Consider the following 26213-nt stretch of genomic DNA (forward strand, 5'->3'; position numbering starts at 1 on the left):
AGTAAGCACCAGCATGGGATCCCCTCGACTCATCAAGAAATACCCCAATCGTCGCTTGTACGATACACAGGCCAGTGCTTACATCACGATGGTCGATGTCAAGCAACTGGTTCTGTCAGGCGAGGAGTTCGCGGTCGTCGATGCCAAAAGCGGCGAGGACCTGACGCGCAGTATTTTGCTGCAGATCATTCTTGAGGAAGAAAGCGGGGGTATCCCGATGTTTTCCACTCCGGTGCTGATGCAGATCATCCGCTTTTATGGCAATGCCATGCAGGGGGTCATGGGCTCGTATCTGGAAAAAAACATTCAGGCTTTCATGGAAATTCAGGAGCGCATGACCGAACAGTCCAAGGGCGTGTATGGCGGGCAGTTCGGCCCCGAGGCCTGGGCGCAATTCATGAGCCTACAGGCCCCTGTGATGCAAACCGTCATGAACAGCTACATCGACCAAAGCAAGAATCTGTTCGTGCAAATGCAGGACCAGATGCAGGATCAGACTCGGCAGATGTTCTCGGTCTTTCCCTTTGTGCCACCGGGCAAAGACAAGAAAGACTGATTTTTTTAGCCTGCCAGCGTTTTAAACGGGGTATGGCTGCTGAGAGTTTCCTGATAGCGGGCCACATGGCCCGCTTCTTCATGCACAAACGCTTCAATGGCGTGGGCAAAGCGAGGATCTGCAATCCAGTGTGCCGAGCTGGTGGGCGTGGGCAACAAGCCACGCGAGAGCTTGTGCTCGCCTTGAGCGCCACCTTCAAAAACACGCAGTTGCTGTGCAATGCAAAACTGGATTGCCTGGTTGTAGCAGGTCTCAAAGTGCAGGCCAGGCACGTAGCGGGTACAGCCCCAGTAACGTCCATAAAGCGTGTGTCCGTCTTGTAGCGACAGGGCGCAGGCGACTTCTTGTCCATGTTGTTGTGCCAGAATCAATACCAGGGATTCGGGCAACTGCTCGTGCAGGCGGGCAAAGAAATCCCGGTTTAGATAAGGATGTTGCCCGCGCTCTTGGTAGGTGTTGGCGTAGCACTGGTAAAAGTAGTCCAGATTTTGTTCGCTAATTTCTTGACCCTGCTTGTGTTCAAAGGACAGGCCTTGTTCGTAAACCTTGCGGCTGTCCTGTCGCATTTTTTTTCGCTTTTGCTGGGTCAGCGAAGCCAGAAAGTCCTCGTAGCTGGCGTAGTCCTGGTTCTGCCAGTGAAATTGCACATCATGGCGAATCATGAAGCCAGCCTGCTCCAGAGCTTGCCTGTCGTCCGGATTGGGAAAGAGCACATGTACGGAGGACAACTGATTGCTCTGTGTCAGTTGAATCAGTTGTCGGGCCAGCAGAACCCGATCTTCATGAGAGTGAGCCAAAAGACGCGGGCCGCTGACGGGCGTAAAAGGGATGGCGCACAAGAGCTTGGGGTAATAGTCCAGGCCGTGACGTTGATAGGCCTGAGCCCAGCCTTGGTCAAACACATATTCTCCCCGGGAATGGTGTTTCAGATACAGGGGCACGGCGCCACACAGCGTCTGTCCACGATGCATCAACAGGTAATGCGGTGACCAGCCTGTTTGTGGGGTAACGCAGCCAGCGTCGTCCAACGACCTTAGAAAGGCATGGCGGAGCAAGAGGTGATGACCCGATAGCGCATCCCAGCTTGCTGAGTCGAGCTTGTTCAGTTGGGTGCAAAGTGAAAACTGGATCGGTTCAGTGCTGACCATAGCAGTGGGGCCTATCTTGAAACAGGGGTAGGGCATAGGCCCTGACGGCTTTGTATACTAGCCAGCGTTTCATGCAAAGGGAAGGCTTGTTTGGCAGGGTTGCCGGCGCTTGCCCGCTACGAGGGGTTCATGAAGAAAAAGATTGCCTTGATGTTGGGCAGCGCGATGGTGCTGGCCAGTTCGGTTCAAGCGGGGCCGGCTTGTGAGTATTTGCGTAATTATGTCGCTTTGCAGCCGCAATCTGGTGATGAGTTGCAGATGCAGGATGAGGATGGAGCTTGTCGAGTTCAGAATGGGCAGTGGTCGGCTGGTTTTTCGTCCATGCTGTTGGCTTTTGACGAGCTGGTGTTGCGCGATGAGGGATTGACCTCCTATTCTGAGCAGCAAGAGATTCCTGACTCCATGGATTTAAGAATAAGCGGGATCTATGTTCTGACCGGGCTGCTGCCGGGGCAAGATTACATTATGCGTCTACAGGCAAAGCCGATGGATTTCTCCCTTGCCTACAAGTGGGACTCAGCGTCGGCGCAATTGTCTCTGGAGCAAGCGCGATTGCGTAGCCAGCACCTTAGGGAGGTTCGTGTTCAGGCTCAGTTTGGTGTTGAGTCCGCAGTAGGGCGCGCCTTGGGGGCAGACGATCTTGAACAGGCGGAGCTTAAAAGCCTGAATCTGTATCTGGATAATCAAAATCTGATCCAGTCCATGGTCATGCCCGCAGTGGTCTTGAGCATGAGTATGCACGAGGACCCGCGCCCCGCTATTGAAAAGGCCTTGTTGGCAGCACGCAGTGCGGTACAACTGATGCCCGATTCGGTGGCGGATCGAGACAGTCGTGATGCCTTGCTGGCATTCATCGCCCAACTGCCCGCACCCCATGGGCGCTTGTCGTTGGAGATGAACATGGATCCCTCCTGGCCAGTGGTACGCCTGGAGCCTGGCGTGTCTGTTGATCAAGCGCGTAAATTATTAGCTGGCCTGAGCTTGCAAGCCAGATTTGATACAGGACAGGTTCCTGCAGCCTATGTCTGGTTGCGTGATCATTTGCGCTATGGTTTGCATTTGTTCAGCCTTGGCCGAGCAGAGGCATCGAATTAGTTGACGTCAAGCACGGGGTTTTTAGGGGCCGGAGGTTCTCTTCCGGCTTTTGTGATTAGCCGTGTGAGCGCTGTTCAAGCTATAGGTATGGCTTGGGAGGACTGAACGTATCCAGGCCATGTCGCTTAACGTGTCGCAAGCAGCAACGCCTGATAAGGCGAGCACCTTGGAGCAGGACGAAAAAAAACCGCCGCATAAGCGACGGTTTTTTAAATTTGGTTGCGGGGGCAGGATTTGAACCTACGACCTTCGGGTTATGAGCCCGACGAGCTACCATGCTGCTCCACCCCGCGTCAGAAAAGTAACTATAACATAGTTTTTGATTATGTACATAGTGTGGCGTGTTTATTTCATTAATATTTGTCGATGGCTACTGGGAAGGGCATGAGGGCAGGATAAAACGGCCCTCAATTTTCTTGCGTCTTGCCGGTCGCAATGGTGTAATACAGACTGTGCTTACAGGTTCAGCCGGACTGGCATTTCTAAAAGCTCAAACGCGCAAGCGGCTCCCTGTATAGCGACCAGCTCGTATTGGCTGGCATCTAGCTGTGATAGCAGTCGGCTCCCCTACTAGGCGGGATGTCCCGGCAAAACGAATTTCTCTGTTTCTGGCTTTGCTTCAGGTTTAGGCAATCGATAACCCCTGCGGTGGTCTGTTGGTGCCTTGATGTTGGCATTTGACACTATAGACCTGCATTGCCCCGATCAGTTATTGCCCCAAATGTTGTTGTGCTGTTTTCGCGCCCTGTAAATCTCAGAAGCGCCAATTCAAATCCAGTCCGATAGGGCTTGCGGACATACTCATCATCAGCATGTGTGCTTACACAAAATTTTTAATTGCGTTTAATGCTGCTGTTTCTGGCGTTGGCCAGGGCGGTGTGTTTGCGTGCGCGTCCGCTCCGGTACAAAGCTCGGTGGCGATTCGGATGCATGCAGTGTTTGTGATTTTTGCTACGGTGTTGAAGGCTGGTCTGCGTGTTCTGGCGCTGGACTGCGCCGAGCGCAAGATTGAAGACCAAAACGGCGGGCAACAAAAAAGCCAGCGCGAATTGGCTGGCTTGTTTGATTCTGCTAAGCAGTTCCGGATGATGGTTGCGGGGGCAGGATTTGAACCTACGACCTTCGGGTTATGAGCCCGACGAGCTACCATGCTGCTCCACCCCGCGCCGGAAAAGATAAATACTAACATGGAATTTTTGTTTTATGCAAGTATCGCCAGAAAGTGAGGCTTCCCAGTAGTGACTGAAAGTGAAATAATCCGAGTCCTGGAGACGGCTTTGCTGTGTGCGCAGCAGCCCATGAACAGCGCCGAGTTGCGCAAAATGTTTGTCTCCCCGCCGCTGAGCGCGGATGATCTGCGCCGTTATCTGGCTATCTTGCAATTGGATTGGAAAGAGCGTGGCCTGGAATTGGTTCAGGTTGCCTCGGGTTGGCGCTTTCAAAGTCGCCCGGCCATGCAAGTATTTTTGTCCCGTCTTAGTCTGGAGCGCGCGCCCAAGTATTCGCGGGCCGTGCTGGAAACCTTGGCGATTATTGCTTGGCGGCAACCTGTTACCCGTGGGGACATTGAGGACATACGTGGTGTTAGTGTGTCGACTCAAATTGTGCGTACCCTGGAAGATCGGGGCTGGATTGAAGTTCTTGGCTATCGTGACGCACCCGGACGCCCGGCATTGCTGGGAACGACCCGTCAGTTTTTGAATGATCTGGGGCTGCGTTCTTTGGATGAGTTGCCCGCAGTTGAAGCTCTGGATTCCCTGGATGTGCTGTCGTCCTTGCCCAGCGAGCAAGCGGCTGCGTCGGCAGAGCAGGGCAATGCATCGGATCAAGGGCTGGGTCATCAGCAGGGTGAAGATCATCAGGATCAGAGCCGGGAGCAGGCGGCACAGCAGGCTGCAGAGCAAGCGTTTGCATCTGTGGCAACGCAGCAGGCTGGTTCTGAGGCAGGGCAAGAAATAGAACAAGAAGCAGAACAAGACGCTGCTTTGGAAGTGGGCATGGAGCCGCTGCAGGCTTCTGTTGCTCAGCTTGAGCTGGGGTCCGAAGCGGATTCCAAGTCAGGCAGTCAGGACAATTTGCTTGGGGCAGTTTCAGAAGCGGAGCTGCCACAAATTGAACAAGCTGAAGTGAATACGACACCGGACCCCGTGGATGAGGCCCAGGCTGCGGCTGGCCTATCGGATGTACAGGTACCGGATGAAATAAAAAACTCTGGAGTAAATGATTAAAAATGACTGATTCGCACGAGACGAACACAGCCTCTACGTCGGACGCCTCAGGCGCGGCCGACCCCAAGAATCCCCGCGCGAAAGGCCAAGGGCGTAAGTTGCGCACCCCGTTTCGCCGCCGTCGTGGCGATGCTGCACAAGAGTCGGCCCCTCGCCAGAATGAACAGGCTTTGGCTGCCGCTCCTGACGAGGCCAAAGCCCGTCCTGCCCGCCCACAGAATAATCGACGCAAACCTGCGCCGGCGGGTCGTCGCCAAGATGCACGCGGTGGCGCCGGCAAGCGCCCTGGCAGCGCTCAGGATGCTCGCTATTCAAACGCGGCTGACGAGGCACCAGTTGTGATTCTGGATGGTGATGATGACATCGCATTCAGCCACCTGGACAAGCAAAATCGTCTGTCGCAGCGTCTGGGTAAATACATGGGTAGCGATTTGGTGCAGCCCAAATTGCACAAAGTGCTGGCTGAGGCTGGTATCGGTTCGCGCCGCGATATGGAAGAGCTGATTGTTGCGGGCCGTGTCTCTGTCAATGGCGAGCCTGCTCATATCGGGCAACGTGTCAGCGCAGACGACAAAGTGCGTATTAATGGTCAGTTGATCAATCGTGCCAACACCAAGCGCCCCCCACGCGTGATTCTGTATCACAAGCCTGCTGGGGAAATCGTGACGCACGATGATCCCGAAGGTCGCGCCACGGTGTTCGGTCGCCTGCCGTCTCTGAAAGTGGGCAAGTGGTTGTCCGTCGGTCGTCTGGATCTGAATACTGAGGGTTTGTTGATTTTTACTACCTCGGGCGATATTGCTAACCGCATGATGCATCCACGCTACGGCGCCGAACGTGAATACGCAGTACGTGTTCTGGGCGAACTCAGCGAAGAGCAAATGCAGTCCATGCGCGATGGCGTGCAGTTGGAAGACGGCGTGGCCAAGTTCGGCCTGATCGAGTTCCTGGGAGGCGAGGGCAGCAATCGTTGGTATCGCGTCACGATCCACGAAGGTCGTAACCGCGAAGTGCGCCGTATGTTTGAGGCGATGGGTGTGACGGTTAGCCGTTTGATCCGGACACGTTTTGGTGATGTGGGCCTGCCTAAGAACTTGCGCCGTGGTCGTTGGGAGGAGCTGGACGCTGATGTGGTGATGGCATTTATGCTGCGTCTGGGTTTGGTGAAAGAATCGGATGACGAGGGTGGTCACCAGCGTCGTGAGCGTCAGCCTCTGTCTCATGACAGTGCCTTGCCCCCCGGCTTCGGTACGCTGGAGCATAACGGCCTGAGCGGTGCCCGCATGGGCCGTGGTGGTCGTGTGGCAGGTCGCGGTCGCTCCTCGAACAATGTACGTGTGAATGAGTCCGTCAGCGGCGCCTTGTTCATCAGCGGTGGTTTGGCCAATGGCCATCCCGATGGTGGTCGTCGTGAGCACGGTGGTCAAGGGCGTGGTACTGCGCGCAGCGGGCAGGGTGTTCGTGGTCAGCAGCGCGGTCGTTCGGCAGAAGGGCGCTCTTCAGAGGGGCGTACACACGAAGGCCGCGGTCGCGAGGGGCGTTCGCAGGAAGGTGCGCGCGTACACAATGGCCGCCGCCCAGCGCGTGGCGATCAGGCGCGCGGTGAACCGGGGCGTAATGAGCAAGCCCGTGGCCAGGCTCGTGGAGGCCAGGAGGGGCGTGCGCCTTCGGCCCGCCGCAGTGCTTCCGATCGCGCCGGTGCCGGGCAAGCGCCTAAGGCACATGTGAAGAAAACAACAGTGGTGCGCCGTGTCAGCCGTCGTGATGATGACTGGCAGCCAGCCGGCTCGGCCGCTCATGAGTCCCACCTGGGACGCGGGCGTCGGTAAAGCCAAGTCGCGCGGACTTTGAGTTTGTGGCCCAAACCCTGCGGTTTGGGCCTGTAAGGCCGTGTGAATGCACGTATTTTCCGGTTTTCTGGTAGAATATAGAACTTGGCTCAGAGACGTTTGTGTCGGCTGGGTCTTTTTTGATGCTGCGCGCCAGCGAATAGGGCGGTCTTTCAAAGAAAAGACCGCGTGGATCATCCGGTTCGGTTGCGCCTGCAACTATCCCGAGTTTGACGTTGGCAATGCGCAAGACCAGGGCCCGCTTGACCCTCAAGTGAGCATGGTGACCATGGGCTGGCGTACAGCCCATTTTTTTTGGATTTTATGGCAGACATTCTGGCTTTGGCACAAGAGACCCTGGCGGGTACCGAGTACGAACTGGTGGACGTGGAGCGTGCGCCGCTAGGCTTGTTACGCATCGTCATTGATCACCCGGAAGGGGTGCGTATCGAACACTGTGAATGGGTGTCTAAACAATTATCGCGCGTTTTCGAAGTGGAAAACGTGGACTATAACCGCATGGAAGTGACTTCGCCGGGGATAGATCGCCCCTTGCTGCGCATTGGTGATTACGTGCGTTTTGCGGGCAGTCGGGTGCAGGTGCGCCTGCACGAAGCACTCGATAATCGGAAAGTGTTTGTGGGTACGCTCCACGCTCCTGAAGGGGCGCTACCGACTAGTGTTCCGCTGGATACCGTTTTTAGGCTGGAACTGGACGAAGCATCGGGCAAGCTGACGCAGGTCGAATTCACCTATGACCAGGTGGATCGTGCCAAATTGGATCCCGTTCTTGATTTCAAGGGTAAGAAGCGATGAGTCGCGAAATTCTATTGCTGGTCGATGCGCTGGCGCGTGAAAAATCCGTAGCGCGTGATGTCGTGTTCACCGCGCTCGAAAGCGCCCTGGCCTCGGCCATGAAAAAGCGCTTCAAAGAGGATGTCGATATCCGTGTGGAAATCGACAGGGAGACCGGCGCCCACGAAGGGTTCCGGCGTTGGTTGGTCGTGCCCGACGAGGCCGGCCTGCAAGAGCCCGATAAACAGGAAATGTTGTCGGACGCCCAGGAAATCGATCCCGAGCTGCAAGTGGACGATTACATCGAAGAGCCGCTCGAACCTATCGAGTTCGGTCGTATCGGTGCCCAGGCGGCCAAACAGGCCATTTTGCAAAAAATCCGCGACGCCGAGCGCGAGCAGGTTCTGAACGACTTCCTGGAGCGCGGTGAAACGATTGTTTCCGGTACGGTCAAGCGCATGGATAAGGGCGATGCCATTATCGAAATGGGCAAGATCGAGGCGCGTTTGCCTCGTTCGGAAATGATCCCCAAGGAAAATATCCGTGTGGGCGATCGCGTTCGTGCCTGGGTACAGAAAGTGGATTACGCCGCTCGTGGCCAACAGGTCATCTTGTCGCGTACCGCTCCTGACTTTATTAAAGAACTGTTCGAGAACGAAGTACCCGAGATCGAACAGGGTCTGCTGGAAATCAAGGCCGCTGCCCGTGATGCGGGTGTGCGTGCCAAGATCGCCGTTATTGCTTACGACAAGCGTATCGATCCTATCGGTACTTGCGTGGGCATGCGAGGTTCGCGCGTTACTGCCGTGCGTAACGAGCTGGGCGGCGAACAGGTCGATATCGTGTTGTGGGCCGATGATCCGGCCGAGTTTGTGATCGGTGCCTTGGCTCCGGCACATGTCGAATCCATTTTGGTGGACGAAGACAAACACGCCATGGACGTGGTGGTAGACGAAGAAAATCTGCCCAAGGCGATTGGTTCGCGTGGTCAGAACGTGCGTCTGGCATCGGAGTTGACCGGCTGGCAGATCAACATCATGACACCGGAAGAAAGCCGCAACCGACAGGACGAAGAGCGCGAAGAATTGCGCGCCATGTTCATGTCCCGTCTGGATGTGGACGAAGCCGTGGCCGATATTCTGATCGACGAAGGGTTTACCGGTTTGGAGGAAATCGCTTACGTGCCTATGCAGGAATTGCAGGATATCGAGGCCTTTGACGAGGAAACCGTCAACGAGCTGCGTGCCCGCGCCCGCAATGCACTGCTGAGCGAGGCCATTGCCAAGGAAGAATTGGTACAGACCGCGGTCAAGGAACTGGCAGGAATCGAGGGCATGACGCCCGAGCTGATCGCCGTACTGGCTGAAAACGAGATTACAACGCTGGATGAACTGGCGGAACTGGCAACAGACGAACTGTCCGAGATGACCGGCCTGGCGCAAGATGCAGCCAGCGACCTGATCATGCGTGCCCGTGCCCACTGGTTTGACGACGAGGCCTGATATGTCTAGCTAGGTCCCGCGCGTTGTATTCATTAAGAATAGTTGTAGTAAAGCAAGAGAGAGTCGAATGTCGAGTAACACTGTCGCCCAGTTCGCTCAAGAACTGAAAATGCCTGCGAATGTTCTGCTGGAGCAGTTGCGTAGCGCAGGTATTGAGCTCAAATCAGTTGATGACGCCATCACTGATTCGGATAAGGCGAAGCTGCTTGAATCGTTGCGCCGCTCGCACGGCAGTCAGGAAGGTCAGAAGATCACCCTGACTCGTCGTCAAACATCGGAGATCCGTCAGGATGACGGGTCGGGTCGTTCCCGCACGATTCAGGTGGAAACACGCAAAAAACGTGTGTTTGTAAAGCGTGATCCCTCCGAGCTGGTGGCAGAAGCCAATGCGGCATTGGCACAGGAAAATGCAAAGGAGCAAGCTGCTCAGGCCCAAGCGGCCAGTCAGGAAAAGCCGGCTGTTGAACAGGCGCCCGCCGCGCCTGTCAGCGAGCCCGTGGCTCCTGTGGCCGCCGCTCCCGAGACTCCTGTGCAAGAGCAAGCCCCTGTTGAGTCTAAGCCTGAGCCCAAGCCAGAGCCTGAGCCCGAGGTGGTCGCCGCTCCTGAGCCGACTCCTGTTGTTGAGCCCGCGCCCGAACCTGCTGCTCCTGCAGAGCCCGTTGTGGCTGCGCAGGAAAACCCAAGCCAACCCGAGCCCCAGCCTCAGGAACACGCCCCTGCGGCATCGGAACCCTCCGAAGCCGCTGCAGAGCCTGTTCAGGAAAGGGTCGAATCGGCTCCCTCTCCTACGGCCCAAGAAAAGCCTGTGGAACCTACTAAATCTGTGAACGACGCCCGTCAAGCTAACTCTGTGAATAAAAATCAGCACCCTCAAGGGACAAAAACGCCCACTTCGACTGGAAAACCTCGGGATATGGCCACCAATAGCCAGCGCCGTGCCGTGCGTGGCCCGGTGATTCCTCCTGTTGCCGCCGATGTGGAGCAAGACCAGGATCGTGATCGCGCCCGTAAGGCAGCAGAGGCGGAAGCCGCTGCGTTGCGCGATATGTTGAACCGTCCTCGTAAAGTCTTGCGTGCTCCCGAGCCAGAGGCTGACAGCAAGGCAGGTGCCAAGGGCGCTCAGAAAAAAGAGGTCAAAGGCGCCAAGGCTGAGAAGGTTCCAGGCAAACCCGTCAAGACTGACAGTACGCCTGGCTGGACCAGCGATGCCAGCCGTAAGAAGCAGCCTTCCAAGGCTGATGTGGCCTCCGCCGGTGCCGGTGGTGGTCGTGAAGGCTGGAAAGCCAACGCCAAGGCAGGCCGTGGCAAGGGTGGCCGTGGTGGCCGCAATGCTCAGGCCGAGCGTCGCGAACCACAAGTGGCAGAATTCATTGCCCGTGAAGTACACGTGCCTGAAACCATTTCGGTCAGCGACCTGGCTCACCGTATGGCCGTCAAGGCAGCCGAGGTGATCAAGCACCTGATGAAACTGGGTCAGATGGTCACCATCAACCAGGTGCTGGATCAGGAAACGGCCATGATTTTGGTCGAAGAGCTGGGTCACAAGGCCATTGCCGCCAAGCTGGACGATCCTGAAGCCTTCCTGGTGGATACGGATGCCCAAAACGATGCTGAACTGAAGCCTCGTGCTCCAGTGGTAACCGTGATGGGTCACGTTGACCACGGTAAAACGTCGCTGCTGGACTACATCCGTCGCGCCAAGATCGCGTCGGGCGAAGCCGGTGGTATTACGCAGCACATCGGTGCTTACAACGTGAAAACGGATCGCGGCACCGCCACTTTCCTGGATACCCCCGGTCACGAAGCCTTTACGGCCATGCGTGCTCGCGGTACCAAGGCTACGGACATCGTGATTTTGGTGGTGGCTGCAGATGACGGCGTGATGCCTCAGACTCGTGAAGCCATTCACCACGCTCGCGCCGCTGGCGTGCCACTGGTGGTGGCGATCAACAAGATCGACAAGCCCGAAGCTAACCCAGAGCGCGTCAAGCAAGAGCTGGTAGCCGAGGAAGTGGTGCCCGAAGAATACGGTGGCGATGTGCCCTTTATTCCTGTGTCGGCCAAGAGCGGCCAGGGCATCGACGAGTTGCTGGAAAACGTCCTGTTGCAAGCGGAAATGCTGGAGTTGAAGGCTCCGATTGATGCGCCTGCCAAGGGTACAGTGATCGAGGCCCGTCTGGACAAGGGTCGCGGTCCAGTGGCCACCATTCTGGTGCAAAGCGGTACCTTGAACCGCGGTGACAGCGTACTGGTTGGCGCTTCCTTTGGTCGCGTTCGCGCCATGTTGAACGAAACCGGCAAGTCGCTGAACTCGGCTGGCCCATCGATTCCAGTGGAAATCCAGGGTCTGACCGAAGTGCCAGCAGCGGGTGACGAACTGGTTGTGATGGCTGACGAGCGTAAGGCCCGTGAGATCGCCCTGTTCCGTCAAGGCAAGTTCCGTGATGTGAAACTGTCGCGTCAACAGGCCGCCAAGCTGGAGTCCATGTTCGACAACCTGGGTGAAGGTACGCAAACCCTGTCGCTGATCATCAAAACCGACGTGCAAGGTTCGCAAGAAGCTCTGGTGCAGTCGCTGGTCAAGTTGTCTACCGACGAAGTGCGCGTGGTGGTGGTACACGCGGCTGTGGGTGGCATCTCCGAGAGCGACGTCAACCTGGCTATTGCATCGAACGCGGTGGTAATCGGCTTTAACGTCCGTGCCGAGCAAAGCGCCAAGAAACTGGCCGAAGCCAACGGCATTGATCTGCGTTACTACAACATCATTTACGATGCGGTGGACGAGGTCAAAGCGGCTCTGTCCGGCATGCTGGCTCCCGAGCAGCGCGAAGAAGTCATCGGCATGGTTGAAATTCGCGAAGTCTACAACGTGTCACGTATTGGTAACATCGCCGGGTGTATGGTTACCGAAGGCGTGGTCCGTCGCGACTCGCAAGTTCGCTTGCTGCGCAACAACGTGGTGCATTGGAGTGGCTACCTGGATTCCCTGCGCCGCTTCAAGGACGATGTCAAGGAAGTGCGTTCCGGCTTCGATTGCGGTATCACACTGCGTGGCAACAACGACATCCAAGTGGGCGACCAGCTTGAGATCTTCGAGATCAAAGAGATCGCCCGGACACTGTAATTTATGGCACGACACAAGTCCAAACCAAACCCAGGGCGCAACCTGCGCCTGGCCGACCAGATCCAGAAGGATCTGGCGGTCCTGATCCAGCGCGAGATCGACATGACCCGCGCTGGTTTGATTACCTTGACCGGCGTGGAGCTGTCTCCTGACTACGCACACGCCAAAGTGTATTACTCGGTGCTGGGCGCCGAGCCCGAAGTCGCTCAGGCGGCTTTGACCGAGAAGGCCGGTTGGTTGCACTCGCTGCTGTTCAAGCTGCTGCACATCCATACCGTTCCAACTTTGCATTTTCATCACGACCGACAGTTGGAACGCGGCATGGAGCTCTCCAAGCTCATCGACAGCGCCAACCAGGCCGATAGCCAATTGACTGGCTCCGCGTCCAAGTCGGACGAACCAGACGAACAGCCCTGACGCGGCTGTTGTTTCTTCACGGATTGACACACAATGGCTACGCGAAAACGCGGGCAGTTGATTGATGGTGTGCTGCTACTGGACAAGTCCGACGGAATGTCCAGCAACCACGCTTTGCAGCGTGCCCGCCGCACTCTGGATGCCCGCAAAGCTGGCCATACCGGAACCTTGGACCCGTTTGCGACGGGTCTGCTGGTTTGCTGTTTTGGCCGGGCTACCAAAATTTCTGCCACGATGCTGGAAGCAGACAAAGCCTATGAAGCTACCTTGCAGTTTGGACAAGAAACCGATTCAGGCGACTTGACCGGCAATGTGGTGTCTCAGGCTCCGGCAGATTTTGCCGGCGTCACCCTCGAGGCGCTGGAAGCAGTATTGCCTGCTTTCCGAGGACCCATTACGCAGGTGCCGCCCATGTATTCCGCGCTCAAGCGCGATGGCAAGCCCCTGTATGAATATGCCCGTCAGGGTATAGAGCTGGAACGTGAGGCACGACATCTCGTGATTCACGATTTGCAGGTGCAAGACTTTACGCCGCAATCGGCGCGTTTGTTTGTACGTTGCAGCAAGGGAACCTATATCCGGACCCTGGCGCAAGACATTGGACGTGCTCTGGGGTGTTTTGCCCATCTGACGGCCTTGCGCCGGACAGAATTAGGACCTTTTCATATCGACGACGCCTACACCCTGGATGGGTTGCAGGCGATGGAAGACCCGATGTCGGCCTTGCTGGCCATCGAGAGCTTGCCTACCGAGATTTTGCCCAAAAAACTTCAATCAGAAGGATGAGTTATGAGACGCGCATTGCGCAATGTGGCCATTATTGCCCACGTTGACCACGGGAAGACCACCCTGGTCGATCAATTGTTGAGACAGGCAGGTACGTTCCGTGACAACGAACATATCTCCGAACGTGTCATGGACTCGGGCGATATCGAGAAAGAACGCGGTATTACCATTCTGGCGAAGAACTGTGCCGTCGAATACGAAGGCACCCACATCAACATTATCGACACCCCCGGTCACGCTGACTTCGGTGGTGAGGTCGAGCGCGTGCTGTCCATGGTTGATGGCGTGCTGTTGCTGGTGGACGCGGTGGAAGGCCCTATGCCTCAAACCCGTTTCGTGACTCGTAAAGCGCTGGAACTGGGTTTGCGTCCGATTGTGGTGGTCAACAAAGTTGACCGCCCTGGCGCCCGTCCTGACTTCGCGATCAACGCCACCTTTGATTTGTTCGACAAATTGGGCGCTACCGACGAACAGCTGGACTTCCCCATCATTTACGCATCGGGTCTGTCGGGCTACGCCGGTTTGACCGAAGACGTGCGCGAAGGCGATATGCGTCCTTTGTTCGACGCTATTTTGGAACACGTGCCCCAACGTGAAGACGACGTCAACGCACCCCTGCAACTGCAGATCTGTTCCCTGGATTACAGCTCCTACGTGGGCAAGATCGGTGTAGGCCGTGTGAACCGTGGCCGTGTGCGCGCTGCTCAGGATGTAGTCGTGAAATTTGGTCCTGATGGCGAAGTCATCAAGGGCCGCATCAACCAGGTTCTGAAGTTCAAGGGTCTGGAGCGTGTGTCGGTAGATGAAGCCGAAGCCGGTGACATCGTGCTGATCAACGGTATTGAAGAGTTGGGCATTGGTTGCACGGTAACCGATCCTGCTCACCAGGACGCCTTGCCTTTGCTGCGCATTGACGAGCCTACCCTGACCATGAATTTCATGGTGAACACCTCGCCATTGGCTGGCCGTGAAGGCAAGTTCGTGACCAGCCGTCAGCTGCGCGACCGTCTGGATCGCGAGCTGAAATCCAACGTGGCGCTGCGCGTTAACGAAACCGACGACGATACCGTGTTTGAAGTGTGCGGTCGTGGTGAGTTGCACCTGACCATTCTGATCGAAAACATGCGTCGTGAAGGCTACGAAATGGCCGTATCGCGTCCACGCGTGCTGATTCGTGAAGAAAACGGCGTCAAGATGGAGCCCTACGAGCAACTGACCGTGGACGTCGAAGACGGCCACCAAGGTGGCGTGATGGAAGAGCTGGGTCGCCGTCGTGGTGACTTGCAGGATATGGTTGCCGATGGCCGTGGTCGTACCCGTCTGGAGTACCGTATTCCTGCTCGTGGCCTGATTGGCTTTCAGGGCGAGTTCATGACGCTGACACGTGGTACTGGCCTGATGAGCCACACCTTTGACGAGTTCCGCCCCATGCGTGAAGGCGCGGTTGGCGAGCGTCGTAACGGCGTGCTGATCAGCCAGGACGACGGTGATGCCGTGGCCTACGCCTTGTGGAAACTGCAGGATCGCGGTCGCATGTTTGTGTCTCCCGGTGATGCCCTGTACGAAGGCATGATCATTGGTATTCACAGCCGCGACAACGACCTGGTGGTTAACCCCATCAAGGAAAAGAAACTGACCAACGTGCGTGCTTCCGGCAAGGACGAGCACATTGATCTGGTTCCACCTATCCGCTTGAGCCTGGAATACGCCGTGGACTTCCTGGATGACGATGAGCTGGTTGAAGTGACTCCCAAGTCCATTCGCCTGCGCAAGCGTTACCTGAAAGAACACGAGCGTCGTCGCAGTCAACGCGAAAGTTAATTCTTCGGGTTTTGCGATAGGAGAAAACGCCTGCTTGATGCAGGCGTTTTTTTTATTCTATATTGGCAGGGTTGGGCCATATGTGAGAAAGTTATTAAGAGGCTGGGGTGTATGCATAATCGCCCCGGCTTGTTTTTTAAATCGGCAAAGGGTGTGAGATAAATAAATTTGATTGGATAACTCATCAAAAAAGAAACGGCCGTTTTAATTTCTGCTTAATACTTATTTGATACAAATTGGCTGGACACATTACCAAGCTCGCTTTGCATAGTCTTAGTGATTGCTGTGTACCATCCTGTTTTTGCTTGATTTTTTTGTGAATCAGGGTGCGCTTCACAGTTTCCCCCATTAAGGAGAATACTGATGGTGCAGCATATTGTGATTGTAGGTGGTGGTATTGGCGGTACGATGACCGCCAATCATCTGGTGACCAAGCTATACCCGGAAATTCGTTCGGGCAAAGTCCGCGTTACTCTGTTGTCCAATTCCCCCTGGCATTATTACAAGCCCGCTTTTATGTATGTGGCTTTTGATGCCTTTTTTCGGGACGAGCTGCGGCGACCGCAAATTTCCCTTTTACGCCCTGAAATTGATTTCCAGCTGGAGGAGGTCAGTGGCTTTGATTTCTCAGCCAGCCGTTTGCACTGCGCCAGCGGTAAGAAGATCGATTACGACTATCTGGTGCTGTCTACGGGTTGCGTGCCATCGCCGGAAAAAATTGAGGGCCTGAAAGAGGGCGGTGATCATTTCTATCAGCACGCCCCTGCCCGTCAGTTGGCTGACCGCCTGAGCAGGCTGGAGAAAGGCCGCGTGCTGGTTACCGTCACCTTCCCCAAAACCCATAATGTTCCGCATCAGTGCGGCATCGCGCCGGTAGAAACTACCTTGATGCTGGATGAATACCTGCGTCGTCGTGGCGTACGGGACAAGGTGGAGATTGCCTATACCTATCCCACCACCTCCCAGCTCCTGCGTAATTGCCTGTTCATGCAGAACGAGGTTTGCCAGGTCTTGCCGCCAATTTTTGAGGATAGGGATATCAAGCATCAACGTGGTTTTACCTTGAGCCGAGTGGACCCTGAACGCAAGATTGCGTATTCCGAGGAAGGGGCAGAAGAGCCATTTGACCTTTTGATGGCAACACCGCCAATTACGGCAGTTGCAGCGGTTCGTGATTCGGGGATCTCTCAAGCCGCCGACAACGAGGGCTGGGTCCCCACCGATCATCAAACCATGAAGGTGCTGGGCCTGGACAATGTGTACGTGCTGGGTGACACGGTGGACCTGCCCATCAGTAAAGCAGGTGGCTCATGTCACAACCAGTCGCCTGTGGTGGTCAATAATCTGGCCTCCGAGCTGCGATTCGGGCGTACTTGTGACGAATACGACGGCCGTGTGGTGGCGGTAGCCCAAATGGGTCTGGAGGGGGGGATGCCGCTCTGGTATGACTACAAGGAGGATGTGCATCCTACGCCGCCCACCAAGCTGGGTGGCCTGCTGCGCAAGGGCTTTAATCGGGGTATTTACTGGGCCGTGGCCCGTGGCTTGGTCTAAGTCAGGAGAGACAGATGAATTCGGTATCGGATAAATCCTTGAACCCCGGCGATGCGGGTGCGGCTCAGAAGTCCCCCTCTGCCCTGGAAAGCCTGCTTGGAGAGGATCCGGGCATCAAGGGTCTGGATGAGTTGATCGGCAAGATAGAACCCTTATTGGCCGGTGGTCGTTTGAATCGGGTGGTGGATGCCGTGTCCCTGCTGGCCGATCTGGTGGATATGACGGACGACTATATGCTTGAGAAGCTCATGAAGGGCTTTGAGGAGGGCGTAGGAGCCGCCTGGTCAGTTGGAAACGCGGCCCGTATGGCTGCGGATCAAGTGCGAGCCACGGAGACGACCCCGACTCTGATGGGCCTGATACGCCTGGCCAAGGAGCCAGAAGTGCGTCGCGGTCTGACTTTCTTTTTGATGATGGCCGGTGTGATGGGACGTCAGATGCGCTATCAGAACCTGGATCATACGGGCGATTGACAGGGCGCTTGTGTCGCTAAAGAAAAATGGGCCGCTTTTGCAAGCGGCCCATTTTTTTGCTCAGCACCTCAGCACCTCAGCGTTTAGTGATTCAGGAACGCCATTTGGCGTTTTTCCACAATTCGGAATGCACCGACCAGAATGAAAGACACGCACAGGTAAATCAATGCGGCAATCCCGTAGGAGGTGAAGGTCTGATAGGTGGCTGCATTGGCATCACGCGCGATCTTGAGCAGGTCGGGAACCGTGGCGGTAAAGGCCAGTGAGGTGGCATGCAGCATCAGGACCACTTCATTGCTGTAAGCCGGTAGGACACGACGCAGGGCTTGCGGCAAGATCACGCGGCGGTACAAGGTCCAGCCGGACATGCCATAGGCACGGGCCGACTCGACTTCACCAGAAGGCATGGAGCGGATGGCACCGGCAAAAATTTCGGTGGTGTAGCCGACTGTATTCAAGGTCAGCGCCAGAATCATGCAGTTAAAGCCGCTCATGAAGAAAGCTTCCAGTGCAGGCACCGATTTGACAATGGCCAGCTTGTACATGGCGGTGTAGATCAGCAGGATCTGCACATACAAGGGCGTACCACGGAAAAAATAAGTGAAGGCACCGATAGGGCGCGACAGCCAGGCTTTACCGGAAACGCGGCCAATGGCCATGAAAATCGACAGGAAAAAGCCGATCACGACTGAAATCACCAGCAGCCACAGGGTCATGGCCAGGCCCGAGAGCTGACCATTGCTTTGGTACAGATAGGCGCGCCAGAATTCGTTCAGAACATCCATTAGAACTGCGCTCCTTTCACGCCAATGTTGTAGCGTCGTTCCAGGTAGCCCAGCCCGATATTGCTCACAGCGGTCAGGCCCAGATAGATCAGGGCGGTGATACCCACAAACAAGAAGGAATTGAAGGTCGCGTTCCCCGCGTTTTGGGCAATCTTGACCACATCGCTCAGGCCGATCAAGGACACCAGTGCGGTGGATTTGAGCAGGATTTGCCAGTTATTGCCCAGTCCGGGCAGCGCGTAGCGCATCATTTGCGGGATCTGGATGCGGTGCAGAACTTGCCAGGCGCTCCAGCCACAGGCTTTGCCCGCCTCCATCTGGCCTTTGGGGATGGCCATCAGGGCACCGCGAAAGGTCTCGGCAAAGTAGGCACCATAAATAAAGCCCAGGGTGACCACACCGGCACCGAAGGGATCGATCTCGATCATGTCCCATTCCAGCCAGTCTGTCAGTTCGTTCAACCAGATTTGCAGGCTGAAAAAGAACAACATCAAGAGCACCAGGTCCGGGACGCCCCGAATCAAGGTGGTATACAAACCGCCCACCCAACGCAGCAGCGAAGCGCGAGACAGTTTCATCAGGGCAGCGACCAGACCGAGCACCAGGGAAACCAGCAGCGAGAGCACAGCCAGTTTGATGGTTTCCCAGGTGCCGACCAGCAACTGTGGCCCATAACCGTAAAGCAACATGGTTCAGGTATCCAGGTCAGGGCGCAATGCGAATGTTTTCTTTTTGGAAGTATTTGTCGGCAAAGGTCTGCATGGTGCCATCGGCCTTCATTTCGCGCAGAACTTCATCAATGGTTTTCTTGAGTTTTTTGTTGCCTTTGCGAATGCCCATAGCAATGGGTTCGTTCAAAATGGGGCTGTCGTCCACGGTACTGCCGGTCAGCTCAAAATCGGCGCCGGCCGGTTTGCTCAAAAAGCCTTCGATGGCGTTCTGGGCTTCCTGGAAAGTGGCGTCAACACGGCCGCCGGCCAGGTCATTGAAGGCATCGGTATAGCTGGGGTAAGCCACAATGGTGACACCGTTATTGGCCCAGTTCTGGCGCGCATAGGTTTCCATGGTGGTGCCTTGCTGCACGCCCACACGCTTGCCTTTCAGGGATTCGGCGGTGGGCTCCAGGCCGCTGCCTTTGCGTGCGGCCAGGCGCACCGGCACGATGTACATGGGCTCGCTAAAGTCGATGACCCTGGCGCGCGCCTCTGTAGCTGTCATGGTGGAGTTGGCCAGATCGAACTTGCGGGCTTGCAGGCCGGGGATCAAGCTGTCAAAAGACTGGTCGATCCACACGCACTTGGCCTGCAGGCGTTTACAGATTTCGTTGCCGATATCGATATCAAAGCCTTGCAGCTCGCCACTGGGGTCCAGAAACTCGAAAGGGGGATAGCCCGCTTCCGTGGCAAAACGGATTTCGGATGGTTCGTCTGCGTGAGCGGCAGCGGGTACTAAAGCACTGCAAAAAGCCACCATCAGGAGGCGGGCAAGCATTTTGTTCATGTGAAGGACTCCGGCAAATATCGACTAGCTTGTGGCATTCAATACAAATTCGGCCCTGCTGATGGAGGGCCGAAGAAAGACTGCAAATTTAACCCGTACGCCTTACTGGGGCAATGCGGGTTCCGCCCTAGGCAGCACGCAGCATTGGTTGATGTAGCCCATGACCTCGTCCAAATCGTCGGTCAGGACCAGTAAATTCAGGTCTTTGGGGCCAATCAGCCCCATCTCCATTAAATGCTCACCAATCCAGTCGATCAGGCCGGACCAAAAGGAAGTGCCGATCAGTACAATGGGGGCGGGTGGGACTTTGCCTGTTTGAACCAGGGTCATGACTTCAAACAGCTCGTCCAGGGTGCCAAAGCCGCCAGGCAGGGCAATGTAGGCCCAGCTGTGCATGAAAAAGGTCGCCTTGCGCGAGTAGAAGTATTCGAACTGAAGACTGTGCGTCTGGTAAGGATTGTTGGTGGTTTCGTGGGGCAAGCGTATATTCAGGCCAACACTTTGCCCGCCTGCTTCGTATGCGCCTTTATTGGCGGCTTCCATCAGGCCAGGGCCGCCGCCCGCAATCAGGGTGACGCCCGCTTCGGCCAGCCGACGGCCCAGTTTCTGGGCCAGTTCGTAGTAAGGATGGCCGGGTTTGATGCGTGCGCTGCCGAAAACACTTACGCCAGCACCCATTTCTTTTAATGTATCGACCGCAGTTTGCAGCTCCTTCATGATGGTAGGAATCTGCTCAGAGGCCGGTAAACGGACGATTTTATTGTTAGACATGAAAAAAACCTTGTTGCTCGTTGATGGTTCCAGCTATCTGTACCGAGCGTACCATGCGATGCCTGATCTGCGAAACGCGCAAGGCCAGCCTACAGGCGCCTTGTACGGGGTCATCAATATGTTGCGCCGCCTGCTACAGGATTATCAGGCCGACTATATGGTATGCGTTTTCGATGCCAAGGGCCGCACCTTCCGGGACGATCTGTACGATCAATACAAGGCTAACCGGCCCCCCATGCCCGAAGATATGGCGGAGCAAATAGAGCCTATTCACAAAGCGGTACGCGCCATGGGCTGGCATCTGATTTGTCAGTCCGGCGTGGAGGCTGACGATATCATCGGCACACTTTCTCGTCTGGCGGCCGAAAACGGTATCGAGACGGTAGTCTCTACCGGAGATAAGGACCTGGCCCAGCTGGTCAATGAGCATGTGCAGCTGGTCAACACCATGAGTAACGAAAAGCTGGATATAGAGGGGGTCACCAATAAGTACGGAGTACGCCCAGATCAGATTATCGATTATTTGATGCTGATTGGCGACACCTCGGACAATATTCCGGGCGTACCCAAGGTGGGCCCCAAGACAGCCGCCAAGTGGTTAGGTGAATATGGCAGCCTGGATGAGTTGTTGCAGCATGCCGACAAAATCAAGGGTGTGGCTGGCCAGAATCTGCGCGATTTCAGCGCTAACTTTGAAATGACGCGCAAGCTGGTGACGGTCAAGCTCGATTGTGAGGTGCCTGGTTTTACGGGTGACTTCGGTGCGCTGGAGCCGGAGCCCCGTGACAATGCTGTGTTGCAGGATATCTATGAAACCTATGGTTTCCGCAGCTGGTTGCGTGAATTGACGGATGATCCCAAGCGCGTGCCTGCCCAGGATGCCCGCGTCCAGGCTGAAACGCCTGCGGCACCCGCTGAGCTGGATTATCAGACCGTCACGACGAAAGAGCAATTGCAGTCCTTGCTAAGCCTGCTGGAGAAGGCCGAGCTGGTGGCGCTGGATACGGAAACCACGTCCTTGGACCCTTTGATGGCGCGTCTGGTGGGCTTGTCTGTATCGGTCAAGGCGGGTCAGGCTTTTTATGTGCCGGTTGCTCACCGTGGTTCGCTGGATGTAGAGCAGTTGAATAAAGACGATGTGCTGGAAACTCTACGTCCCTGGCTGGAAAACGCAGAGGCGGCCAAGGTCCTGCACAATGCCAAATACGATACGCATGTCCTGCTCAATGAAAAAGTCAGCTTGCGCGGTATCCGCGAGGACACCATGTTGCAGGCGTATGTCTTGCAGTCGCACAAGCGCGTCAGCATGGATGAGCTGGCCTTGCAATGGCTGGGTTTGAAAGGCACGTCTTACGAGGATATTTGCGGCAAGGGTGCCAAGCAGATCGGTTTTGACGAGGTGGACATCCCTGTTGCGTCTCACTATGCCTGTGAAGATGCGGACTACACCTTGCGTTTGCATCAGTGCCTGCGTCCTCAAGTGGCCAAGCAAGAAGGTCTGGAGCGTATTTATTTGCTGGAAGTGCAGGCTTCGGATGTGCTGACGATTGTGGAGCGCAATGGCGTCAAGATTGATGTGCCTACCTTGGCGCGTCAAAGCCACGAGCTGGGCCAAAAAATGCTGGAGCTGGAAAACAAGGCTTACGAGTTGGCCGACCAGCCTTTCAACATGAACTCCCCCAAGCAAGTGGGCGAGATTCTGTTCGGCAAGCTCGGTATTCCGGTGGTTCGTAAAACGGCCAGTGGTGCTCCGTCTACTGACGAGGACGTCTTGACCCGCTTGGCTCAGGATTACCCCTTGCCGCAGGTGCTGCTGGAGTACCGTGGTCTGGCCAAGCTCAAGTCCACTTATACGGACAAGCTGCCCAAAATGGTGAATCCGGACAGTGGCCGTGTGCATACCCGTTATGCACAGGCTGCCGTGATAACCGGGCGTCTGGCCTCCTCCGATCCTAACTTGCAGAACATTCCGGTGCGTACGGCAGAAGGGCGTCGTGTTCGTGCCGCCTTCGTGTCCGAGTTGGGCAAAGTGGTCTCGGCTGACTATTCCCAGATCGAATTGCGTGTGATGGCGCATGTATCGGGTGACGCCAATTTGCAGCAGGTCTTTGAGCAGGGTGGGGACGTGCACACAGCGACCGCTGCCGAGATTTTTGGTGTGGATGCCAAAGATGTTAGCTCTGACCAGCGCCGTGCCGCCAAGGCGATTAACTTTGGTCTGATCTACGGCATGGGTGAGTTTGGTCTGGCCAGCAACCTGGGCATTACCCGTGATGCTGCCCGTGCTTATATTGATCGCTACTTCGCTCGCTATCCTGGCGTGGCCAGCTATATGACTCGCATCAAAGCCCAGGCTCATGAGCAAGGTTATGTGGAAACCGTGTTTGGTCGCCGCCTATGGCTGCCGGAACTGAAAGGTGCAAAAGGGCCGCGCATGGCCGGTGCAGAGCGTGCCGCCATTAATGCACCGATGCAGGGCACGTCGGCTGACCTGATCAAGATGGCCATGGTGGCTGTGCAGCGTTGGCTGGAAGAAAAGGGCCTGCGCACGCAGATGGTGATGCAGGTCCATGACGAACTGGTATTCGATGTACCTGAGGACGAGCTGGATATTTTGCGTGAAAACCTGCCTGGCCTGATGTGCAATGTGGCCAAGCTGGATGTCCCACTGGTTGCCGAGGTGGGGGTGGGCGATAACTGGGAACAGGCGCACTAAAGGCTTCTTATGGACTCAACAGCAAGGCGACCTGATGGTCGCCTTGCTTGTTTTCGAGTCGCTGGAGTTTCGCGGGCCGGGTGTGGCACGCTTTGATGATGTATCTAGTCCTCGTTGGAGCGTACCCGGTTGGGAAGCAGCTCGTCGTGCTTGGCTAGAATCGGATAGGCTGCCGCGCTGACCAGATAGGAGTTAATGGTGCGCACGTCACGCAAGATCTCCAGATACAAGGAGCCTTGCTCGGCAACGTCCAACTGACCGGCCTTGATCTGGCGAAGATGACGGTCCGCAGCTGCAACTTCCAGTTCGCGGAAAAAGTCTTTTTCAAACGCCAGGAAGCGGGCCGTTTTGACGTCCTCGGCTACAAACAGGGCTGCGGCCTGACGTTGGTTGCGAATTAGCCTGTCCATGACCTTGCCGATCTCGGCTTGCTCTTCCGTTTGCAGTATCCAGCCCTGTTTGCGCAGCTTGGCCGTATGGCTGAGCAAGCCATTGACGCTGATGGTGGCGGCGTGCGAGATATTGGTGGAAAAAGTCAGAATATCGTTCAGGCGACGCGTATCTTTCTTGTTCAGGTTTTCCTGATCCATGCTGGCCAGATATGTAGTGATCAATGGCTCCAGACGGTTGACGGCATTGCTGATATAGCGCGCATGGTTAATGCTTTGGGCACTATTGCTCAGCATGTTCTGGCGGGCCGTGTCCAGGATCTCTTGCAACATATCAGACAGGCGCAGTGCTTCCCGCGCCGCATTGCCCAGGGCCACCGCAGGGACTTCCTGGGCAGATTGGTCCAGATACAAAGGCAGGCCAGGATCATCCGGGTCGGTGCGACGGGGCAGATAACGGCTCAGCAGGCGCGAATAGGGTTTGAGCAAAGGCAGGAACAAGGCCGCCACGGCCAGATTGAAGAAGGTGTGGAAGTTGGCCACGGCACGGGCGGGTTCATCGGTGAACCAGCTCATCAAATCCGGAATCCAGGGCAACACAATCATGCCAATCAGACAGCCAAACACACGTGTGCCTAAGTTGCCTATGGGCACACGTTTGTTGGCTGGGTCTTTCGTGCTGCCAGCCCCTTCCAGAATCGGGTTGATGGCGGTACCCACGTTAGCACCCAGCACCAGCGCGTAGGTTAGCTGCGGGTCCATATGCTGATGGCTGGCCAGCGAGATGATCAGCACCACAATAGCCACACTGGAGTGCGCGGCCCAGGTCAGCAGTGCCGCCAGCAACATACCCGTCATGGGACTGCCTGCCAGAGCTTCCAGAATGGTTTGCAGCAGGGGGGCGTCCTGAATGGGCGAGAACAGGCCCACTAACTCATGCAAGGACAGCAGCAAAAGGCCCAGGCCAATAAAGACGCGGCCCAGGTCGCGTCGGCGTCCAGGCTCTTGCGAGCGGAACAACCAAACACCCAGAAGAATCAGGGCAGGAGCCAGCGCGGTCATCTTGAAGGACAGCAGTTGCACGATCAGCGTCGTGCCCACATTGGCGCCCAACATGGCGGCCAGGGCCGGAACCAGGGCAACCATGCCGGTGGCGGCAAAGCTGGTAATCATCAGACCGGTGGCGGTACTGCTTTGAATGGCGGCGGTAATGGCCGCACCCGCAAAAAAGGCGCGACGGGGGCGACCCAATGCGTGACCCATCCAGATGCCCAGTTCGGCACCGAAGGCGCGTTGCACACCGCTTTGCACCATGTGGATACCCCACAGGAGCAAAGCGATATATCCCCCGAAATCGAGAAGTGCGAAGATTTCTTTCATGGCTAAATAATAGCCCAGCGCATCTTACAAGCGTGAGTCTCAGAATTAGGGGGAGCACACTCAGGTCTTGGGGCTTATGCCGCGCTTGGACTGTAGGGGCTGGCCGACTCTGGTTGGTCTAATATTTTCAGGGGAGCTATGCATGGCAAGGAGGCAGTTTGCACTAAGAAATGAAAACGCCCCAAAAGCCTATGTGCTTTTGGGGCGTTTTGTTGGGTTGTGCCGTTCAGGCTGCCGGTGTGCTTAGACCGATTGGGCGTTTTGCAAAGCCTGGATACGTGCCGCGATAGGAGGGTGGGATGCAAAGATCGCGCTGATCGAACGACCACCCGAAATACCGGAGGCCTCAAAGTTCTTGGGCAGCTCACCAGGAGCCATGCCACCCAGACGGGCCAGAGCATGGATCATGGGCTGGCGCGAACCCAGCAACTGGGCGGAACCGGCATCGGCGCGGTATTCACGCTGACGGGAGAACCAGGCCACGATGATGGAGGCCAGCACGCCAAAAATCAGCTCAAACACAAAAACCGAGGCGTAGTAACCCATGCCCACGTCGCGATCGTTGCGCAACAGCACGCGGTCCACAAAGTAGCCAGCCAGACGGGCCAGGAAGATCACAAAGGTATTCACCACGCCCTGGATCAAGGTCAGGGTGACCATGTCGCCGTTGGCAATGTGGGCAACCTCATGACCGAGCACCGCCATGACTTCTTCTTCGGTCATGCCGCGCAACAAGCCTGTGGACACGGCGACCAGAGCATCGTTCTTGAAGGCGCCAGTGGCAAACGCGTTGGGCTCGCCGTCGTAAATAGCCACTTCTGGGCGGCCAATACCGGCGCGGTCCGCCAGTTGGTGCACGGTATCGACCAGCCACGCTTCTTCCGCGTTGGCGGGGGCGTTGGGATCAATGACACGCGCGTTCACGCTTTGCTTGGCCATCCACTTGCTCATCAGCAAGGAAATGATGGCGCCGGTGAAACCGACCAAGGCCGAGAAAATCAGCAATTGAGTCAGATCCAGACCTTGCGCGTTCAGGTAACGTCCCACACCCAAAATATTCATGGAGGCGCTGAGCACCAGCATGACGGCCAAGTTGGTTATTAAAAAAAGGACAATTCGTTTCATGAATGCGGATTCCGGTATGACAAAAGAAATCGTGACCGTGGAAAGACGATCGGCCCGAATTTTAGCCTTGATTCCAGGCGTGATAATAAAAGATTCAGCCTTTAGTCAGCTTTTGATCAAGATAGTTTCTTGAGCTGTCTTTCAAGCTGTGGTCTAACTGGTCTGGATATGGGGTTACCGAGCCACTTTTGCAAGGCGGAGAGTATAGTAGTGGCTTTC

Annotated in this window: 20 protein-coding genes and 2 tRNA genes; 13 read left to right on the forward strand and 9 right to left on the reverse strand. The window is 56.1% G+C overall.

Features of this window, described 5'->3' with window-relative positions; translation table 11 throughout:
* Positions 1 to 13 precede the first annotated feature (13 nt).
* Positions 14 to 556: a polyhydroxyalkanoate synthesis repressor PhaR gene (gene phaR, locus AC6I6N_RS12575; protein ID WP_094195972.1), complete on the forward strand. Its 543-nt coding sequence runs from the start codon at positions 14 to 16 to the stop codon at positions 554 to 556.
* A gap of 5 nt (positions 557 to 561) precedes the next feature.
* On the opposite strand, the gene AC6I6N_RS12580 is transcribed toward phaR, so the two are convergent.
* Positions 562 to 1704, reverse strand: a complete 1143-nt coding sequence (locus AC6I6N_RS12580; RefSeq protein ID WP_346549125.1) for a GNAT family N-acetyltransferase — start codon at positions 1702 to 1704, stop codon at positions 562 to 564.
* Between the two features lie 129 nt (positions 1705 to 1833).
* Here AC6I6N_RS12580 and AC6I6N_RS12585 point away from each other — a divergent pair, with 129 nt between their 5' ends.
* Positions 1834 to 2799 (forward strand): hypothetical protein, encoded by a 966-nt coding sequence (locus AC6I6N_RS12585; protein WP_497943550.1) that lies wholly within the window; start codon positions 1834 to 1836, stop codon positions 2797 to 2799.
* Between the two features lie 216 nt (positions 2800 to 3015).
* On the opposite strand, the gene AC6I6N_RS12590 is transcribed toward AC6I6N_RS12585, so the two are convergent.
* Together AC6I6N_RS12590 and AC6I6N_RS12595 are read right to left on the reverse strand one after the other, a co-directional pair.
* Positions 3016 to 3092: transfer RNA gene (locus AC6I6N_RS12590), tRNA-Met, on the reverse strand.
* Between the two features lie 796 nt (positions 3093 to 3888).
* Positions 3889 to 3965, reverse strand: a tRNA-Met gene (locus AC6I6N_RS12595).
* Positions 3966 to 4097: 132 nt separating this feature from the next.
* On the opposite strand from AC6I6N_RS12595, the gene scpB reads away from it, so the two are divergent.
* The 10 genes from scpB (at position 4098) to AC6I6N_RS12645 (ending at position 17328) form a co-directional block, all read left to right on the forward strand.
* Positions 4098 to 5027, forward strand: coding sequence for an SMC-Scp complex subunit ScpB (gene scpB, locus AC6I6N_RS12600; RefSeq protein ID WP_497943551.1), 930 nt, complete (start codon positions 4098 to 4100; stop codon positions 5025 to 5027).
* Positions 5028 to 5029: 2 nt separating this feature from the next.
* On the forward strand, positions 5030 to 6856 hold the full coding sequence (rluB, locus tag AC6I6N_RS12605; RefSeq protein WP_125278005.1) for a 23S rRNA pseudouridine(2605) synthase RluB: 1827 nt from the start codon (positions 5030 to 5032) through the stop codon (positions 6854 to 6856).
* A gap of 324 nt (positions 6857 to 7180) precedes the next feature.
* Positions 7181 to 7672 carry a ribosome maturation factor RimP gene (gene rimP, locus AC6I6N_RS12610; protein WP_094195988.1) on the forward strand — a complete coding sequence of 164 codons (492 nt, stop codon included), beginning with the start codon at positions 7181 to 7183 and terminating at the stop codon, positions 7670 to 7672.
* Complete coding sequence (gene nusA, locus AC6I6N_RS12615) at positions 7669 to 9153, forward strand: transcription termination factor NusA (protein ID WP_108727906.1); 1485 nt, start codon at positions 7669 to 7671, stop codon at positions 9151 to 9153. The genes rimP and nusA overlap by 4 nt, the downstream gene beginning before the upstream one ends.
* Before the next feature lie 67 nt (positions 9154 to 9220).
* Entirely contained in the window at positions 9221 to 12277 is a 3057-nt protein-coding gene (gene infB / locus AC6I6N_RS12620) for a translation initiation factor IF-2 (RefSeq protein ID WP_108727905.1), read from the forward strand.
* A gap of 3 nt (positions 12278 to 12280) precedes the next feature.
* Entirely contained in the window at positions 12281 to 12694 is a 414-nt protein-coding gene (rbfA, locus tag AC6I6N_RS12625) for a 30S ribosome-binding factor RbfA (protein WP_094195991.1), read from the forward strand.
* 33 nt (positions 12695 to 12727) lie between these two features.
* Entirely contained in the window at positions 12728 to 13480 is a 753-nt protein-coding gene (truB, locus tag AC6I6N_RS12630; RefSeq protein WP_022983561.1) for a tRNA pseudouridine(55) synthase TruB, read from the forward strand.
* A gap of 3 nt (positions 13481 to 13483) precedes the next feature.
* The gene (gene typA, locus AC6I6N_RS12635; RefSeq protein ID WP_094195992.1) at positions 13484 to 15301 is read left to right on the forward strand and encodes a translational GTPase TypA; all 1818 of its coding nucleotides are present in this window, start codon (positions 13484 to 13486) and stop codon (positions 15299 to 15301) included.
* A gap of 363 nt (positions 15302 to 15664) precedes the next feature.
* Positions 15665 to 16855, forward strand: coding sequence for an NAD(P)/FAD-dependent oxidoreductase (locus AC6I6N_RS12640; RefSeq protein WP_094195993.1), 1191 nt, complete (start codon positions 15665 to 15667; stop codon positions 16853 to 16855).
* A gap of 14 nt (positions 16856 to 16869) precedes the next feature.
* Positions 16870 to 17328 carry a DUF1641 domain-containing protein gene (locus AC6I6N_RS12645; RefSeq protein ID WP_203226718.1) on the forward strand — a complete coding sequence of 153 codons (459 nt, stop codon included), beginning with the start codon at positions 16870 to 16872 and terminating at the stop codon, positions 17326 to 17328.
* An 83-nt stretch (positions 17329 to 17411) separates the two neighbouring features.
* Here the strand turns inward: AC6I6N_RS12645 and hisM are convergent, their stop codons facing one another.
* From hisM to AC6I6N_RS12665, 4 genes are all read right to left on the reverse strand, one after another.
* Complete coding sequence (hisM, locus tag AC6I6N_RS12650; protein WP_094195994.1) at positions 17412 to 18113, reverse strand: histidine ABC transporter permease HisM; 702 nt, start codon at positions 18111 to 18113, stop codon at positions 17412 to 17414.
* Complete coding sequence (locus AC6I6N_RS12655) at positions 18113 to 18802, reverse strand: ABC transporter permease (RefSeq protein ID WP_042484236.1); 690 nt, start codon at positions 18800 to 18802, stop codon at positions 18113 to 18115. Before AC6I6N_RS12655 ends, hisM begins: the two co-directional genes overlap by 1 nt.
* A 16-nt stretch (positions 18803 to 18818) precedes the next feature.
* Positions 18819 to 19613: an ABC transporter substrate-binding protein gene (locus AC6I6N_RS12660; RefSeq protein WP_094195995.1), complete on the reverse strand. Its 795-nt coding sequence runs from the start codon at positions 19611 to 19613 to the stop codon at positions 18819 to 18821.
* Positions 19614 to 19715: 102 nt separating this feature from the next.
* Entirely contained in the window at positions 19716 to 20384 is a 669-nt protein-coding gene (locus AC6I6N_RS12665) for an LOG family protein (RefSeq protein WP_094195996.1), read from the reverse strand.
* Here AC6I6N_RS12665 and polA point away from each other — a divergent pair.
* A complete protein-coding gene (polA, locus tag AC6I6N_RS12670; protein ID WP_497943552.1) occupies positions 20383 to 23100 on the forward strand; it encodes a DNA polymerase I in 2718 nt (905 codons plus the stop codon). The genes AC6I6N_RS12665 and polA overlap by 2 nt on opposite strands.
* A 104-nt stretch (positions 23101 to 23204) precedes the next feature.
* Here the strand turns inward: polA and AC6I6N_RS12675 are convergent, their stop codons facing one another.
* Together AC6I6N_RS12675 and htpX are read right to left on the reverse strand one after the other, a co-directional pair.
* Positions 23205 to 24869 (reverse strand): Na/Pi cotransporter family protein, encoded by a 1665-nt coding sequence (locus AC6I6N_RS12675; RefSeq protein WP_094195998.1) that lies wholly within the window; start codon positions 24867 to 24869, stop codon positions 23205 to 23207.
* Positions 24870 to 25112: 243 nt separating this feature from the next.
* Entirely contained in the window at positions 25113 to 25994 is an 882-nt protein-coding gene (htpX, locus tag AC6I6N_RS12680; RefSeq protein ID WP_094195999.1) for a protease HtpX, read from the reverse strand.
* Positions 25995 to 26213 lie beyond the last annotated feature (219 nt).

Source organism: Alcaligenes sp. LTN-3 (assembly GCF_059735605.1).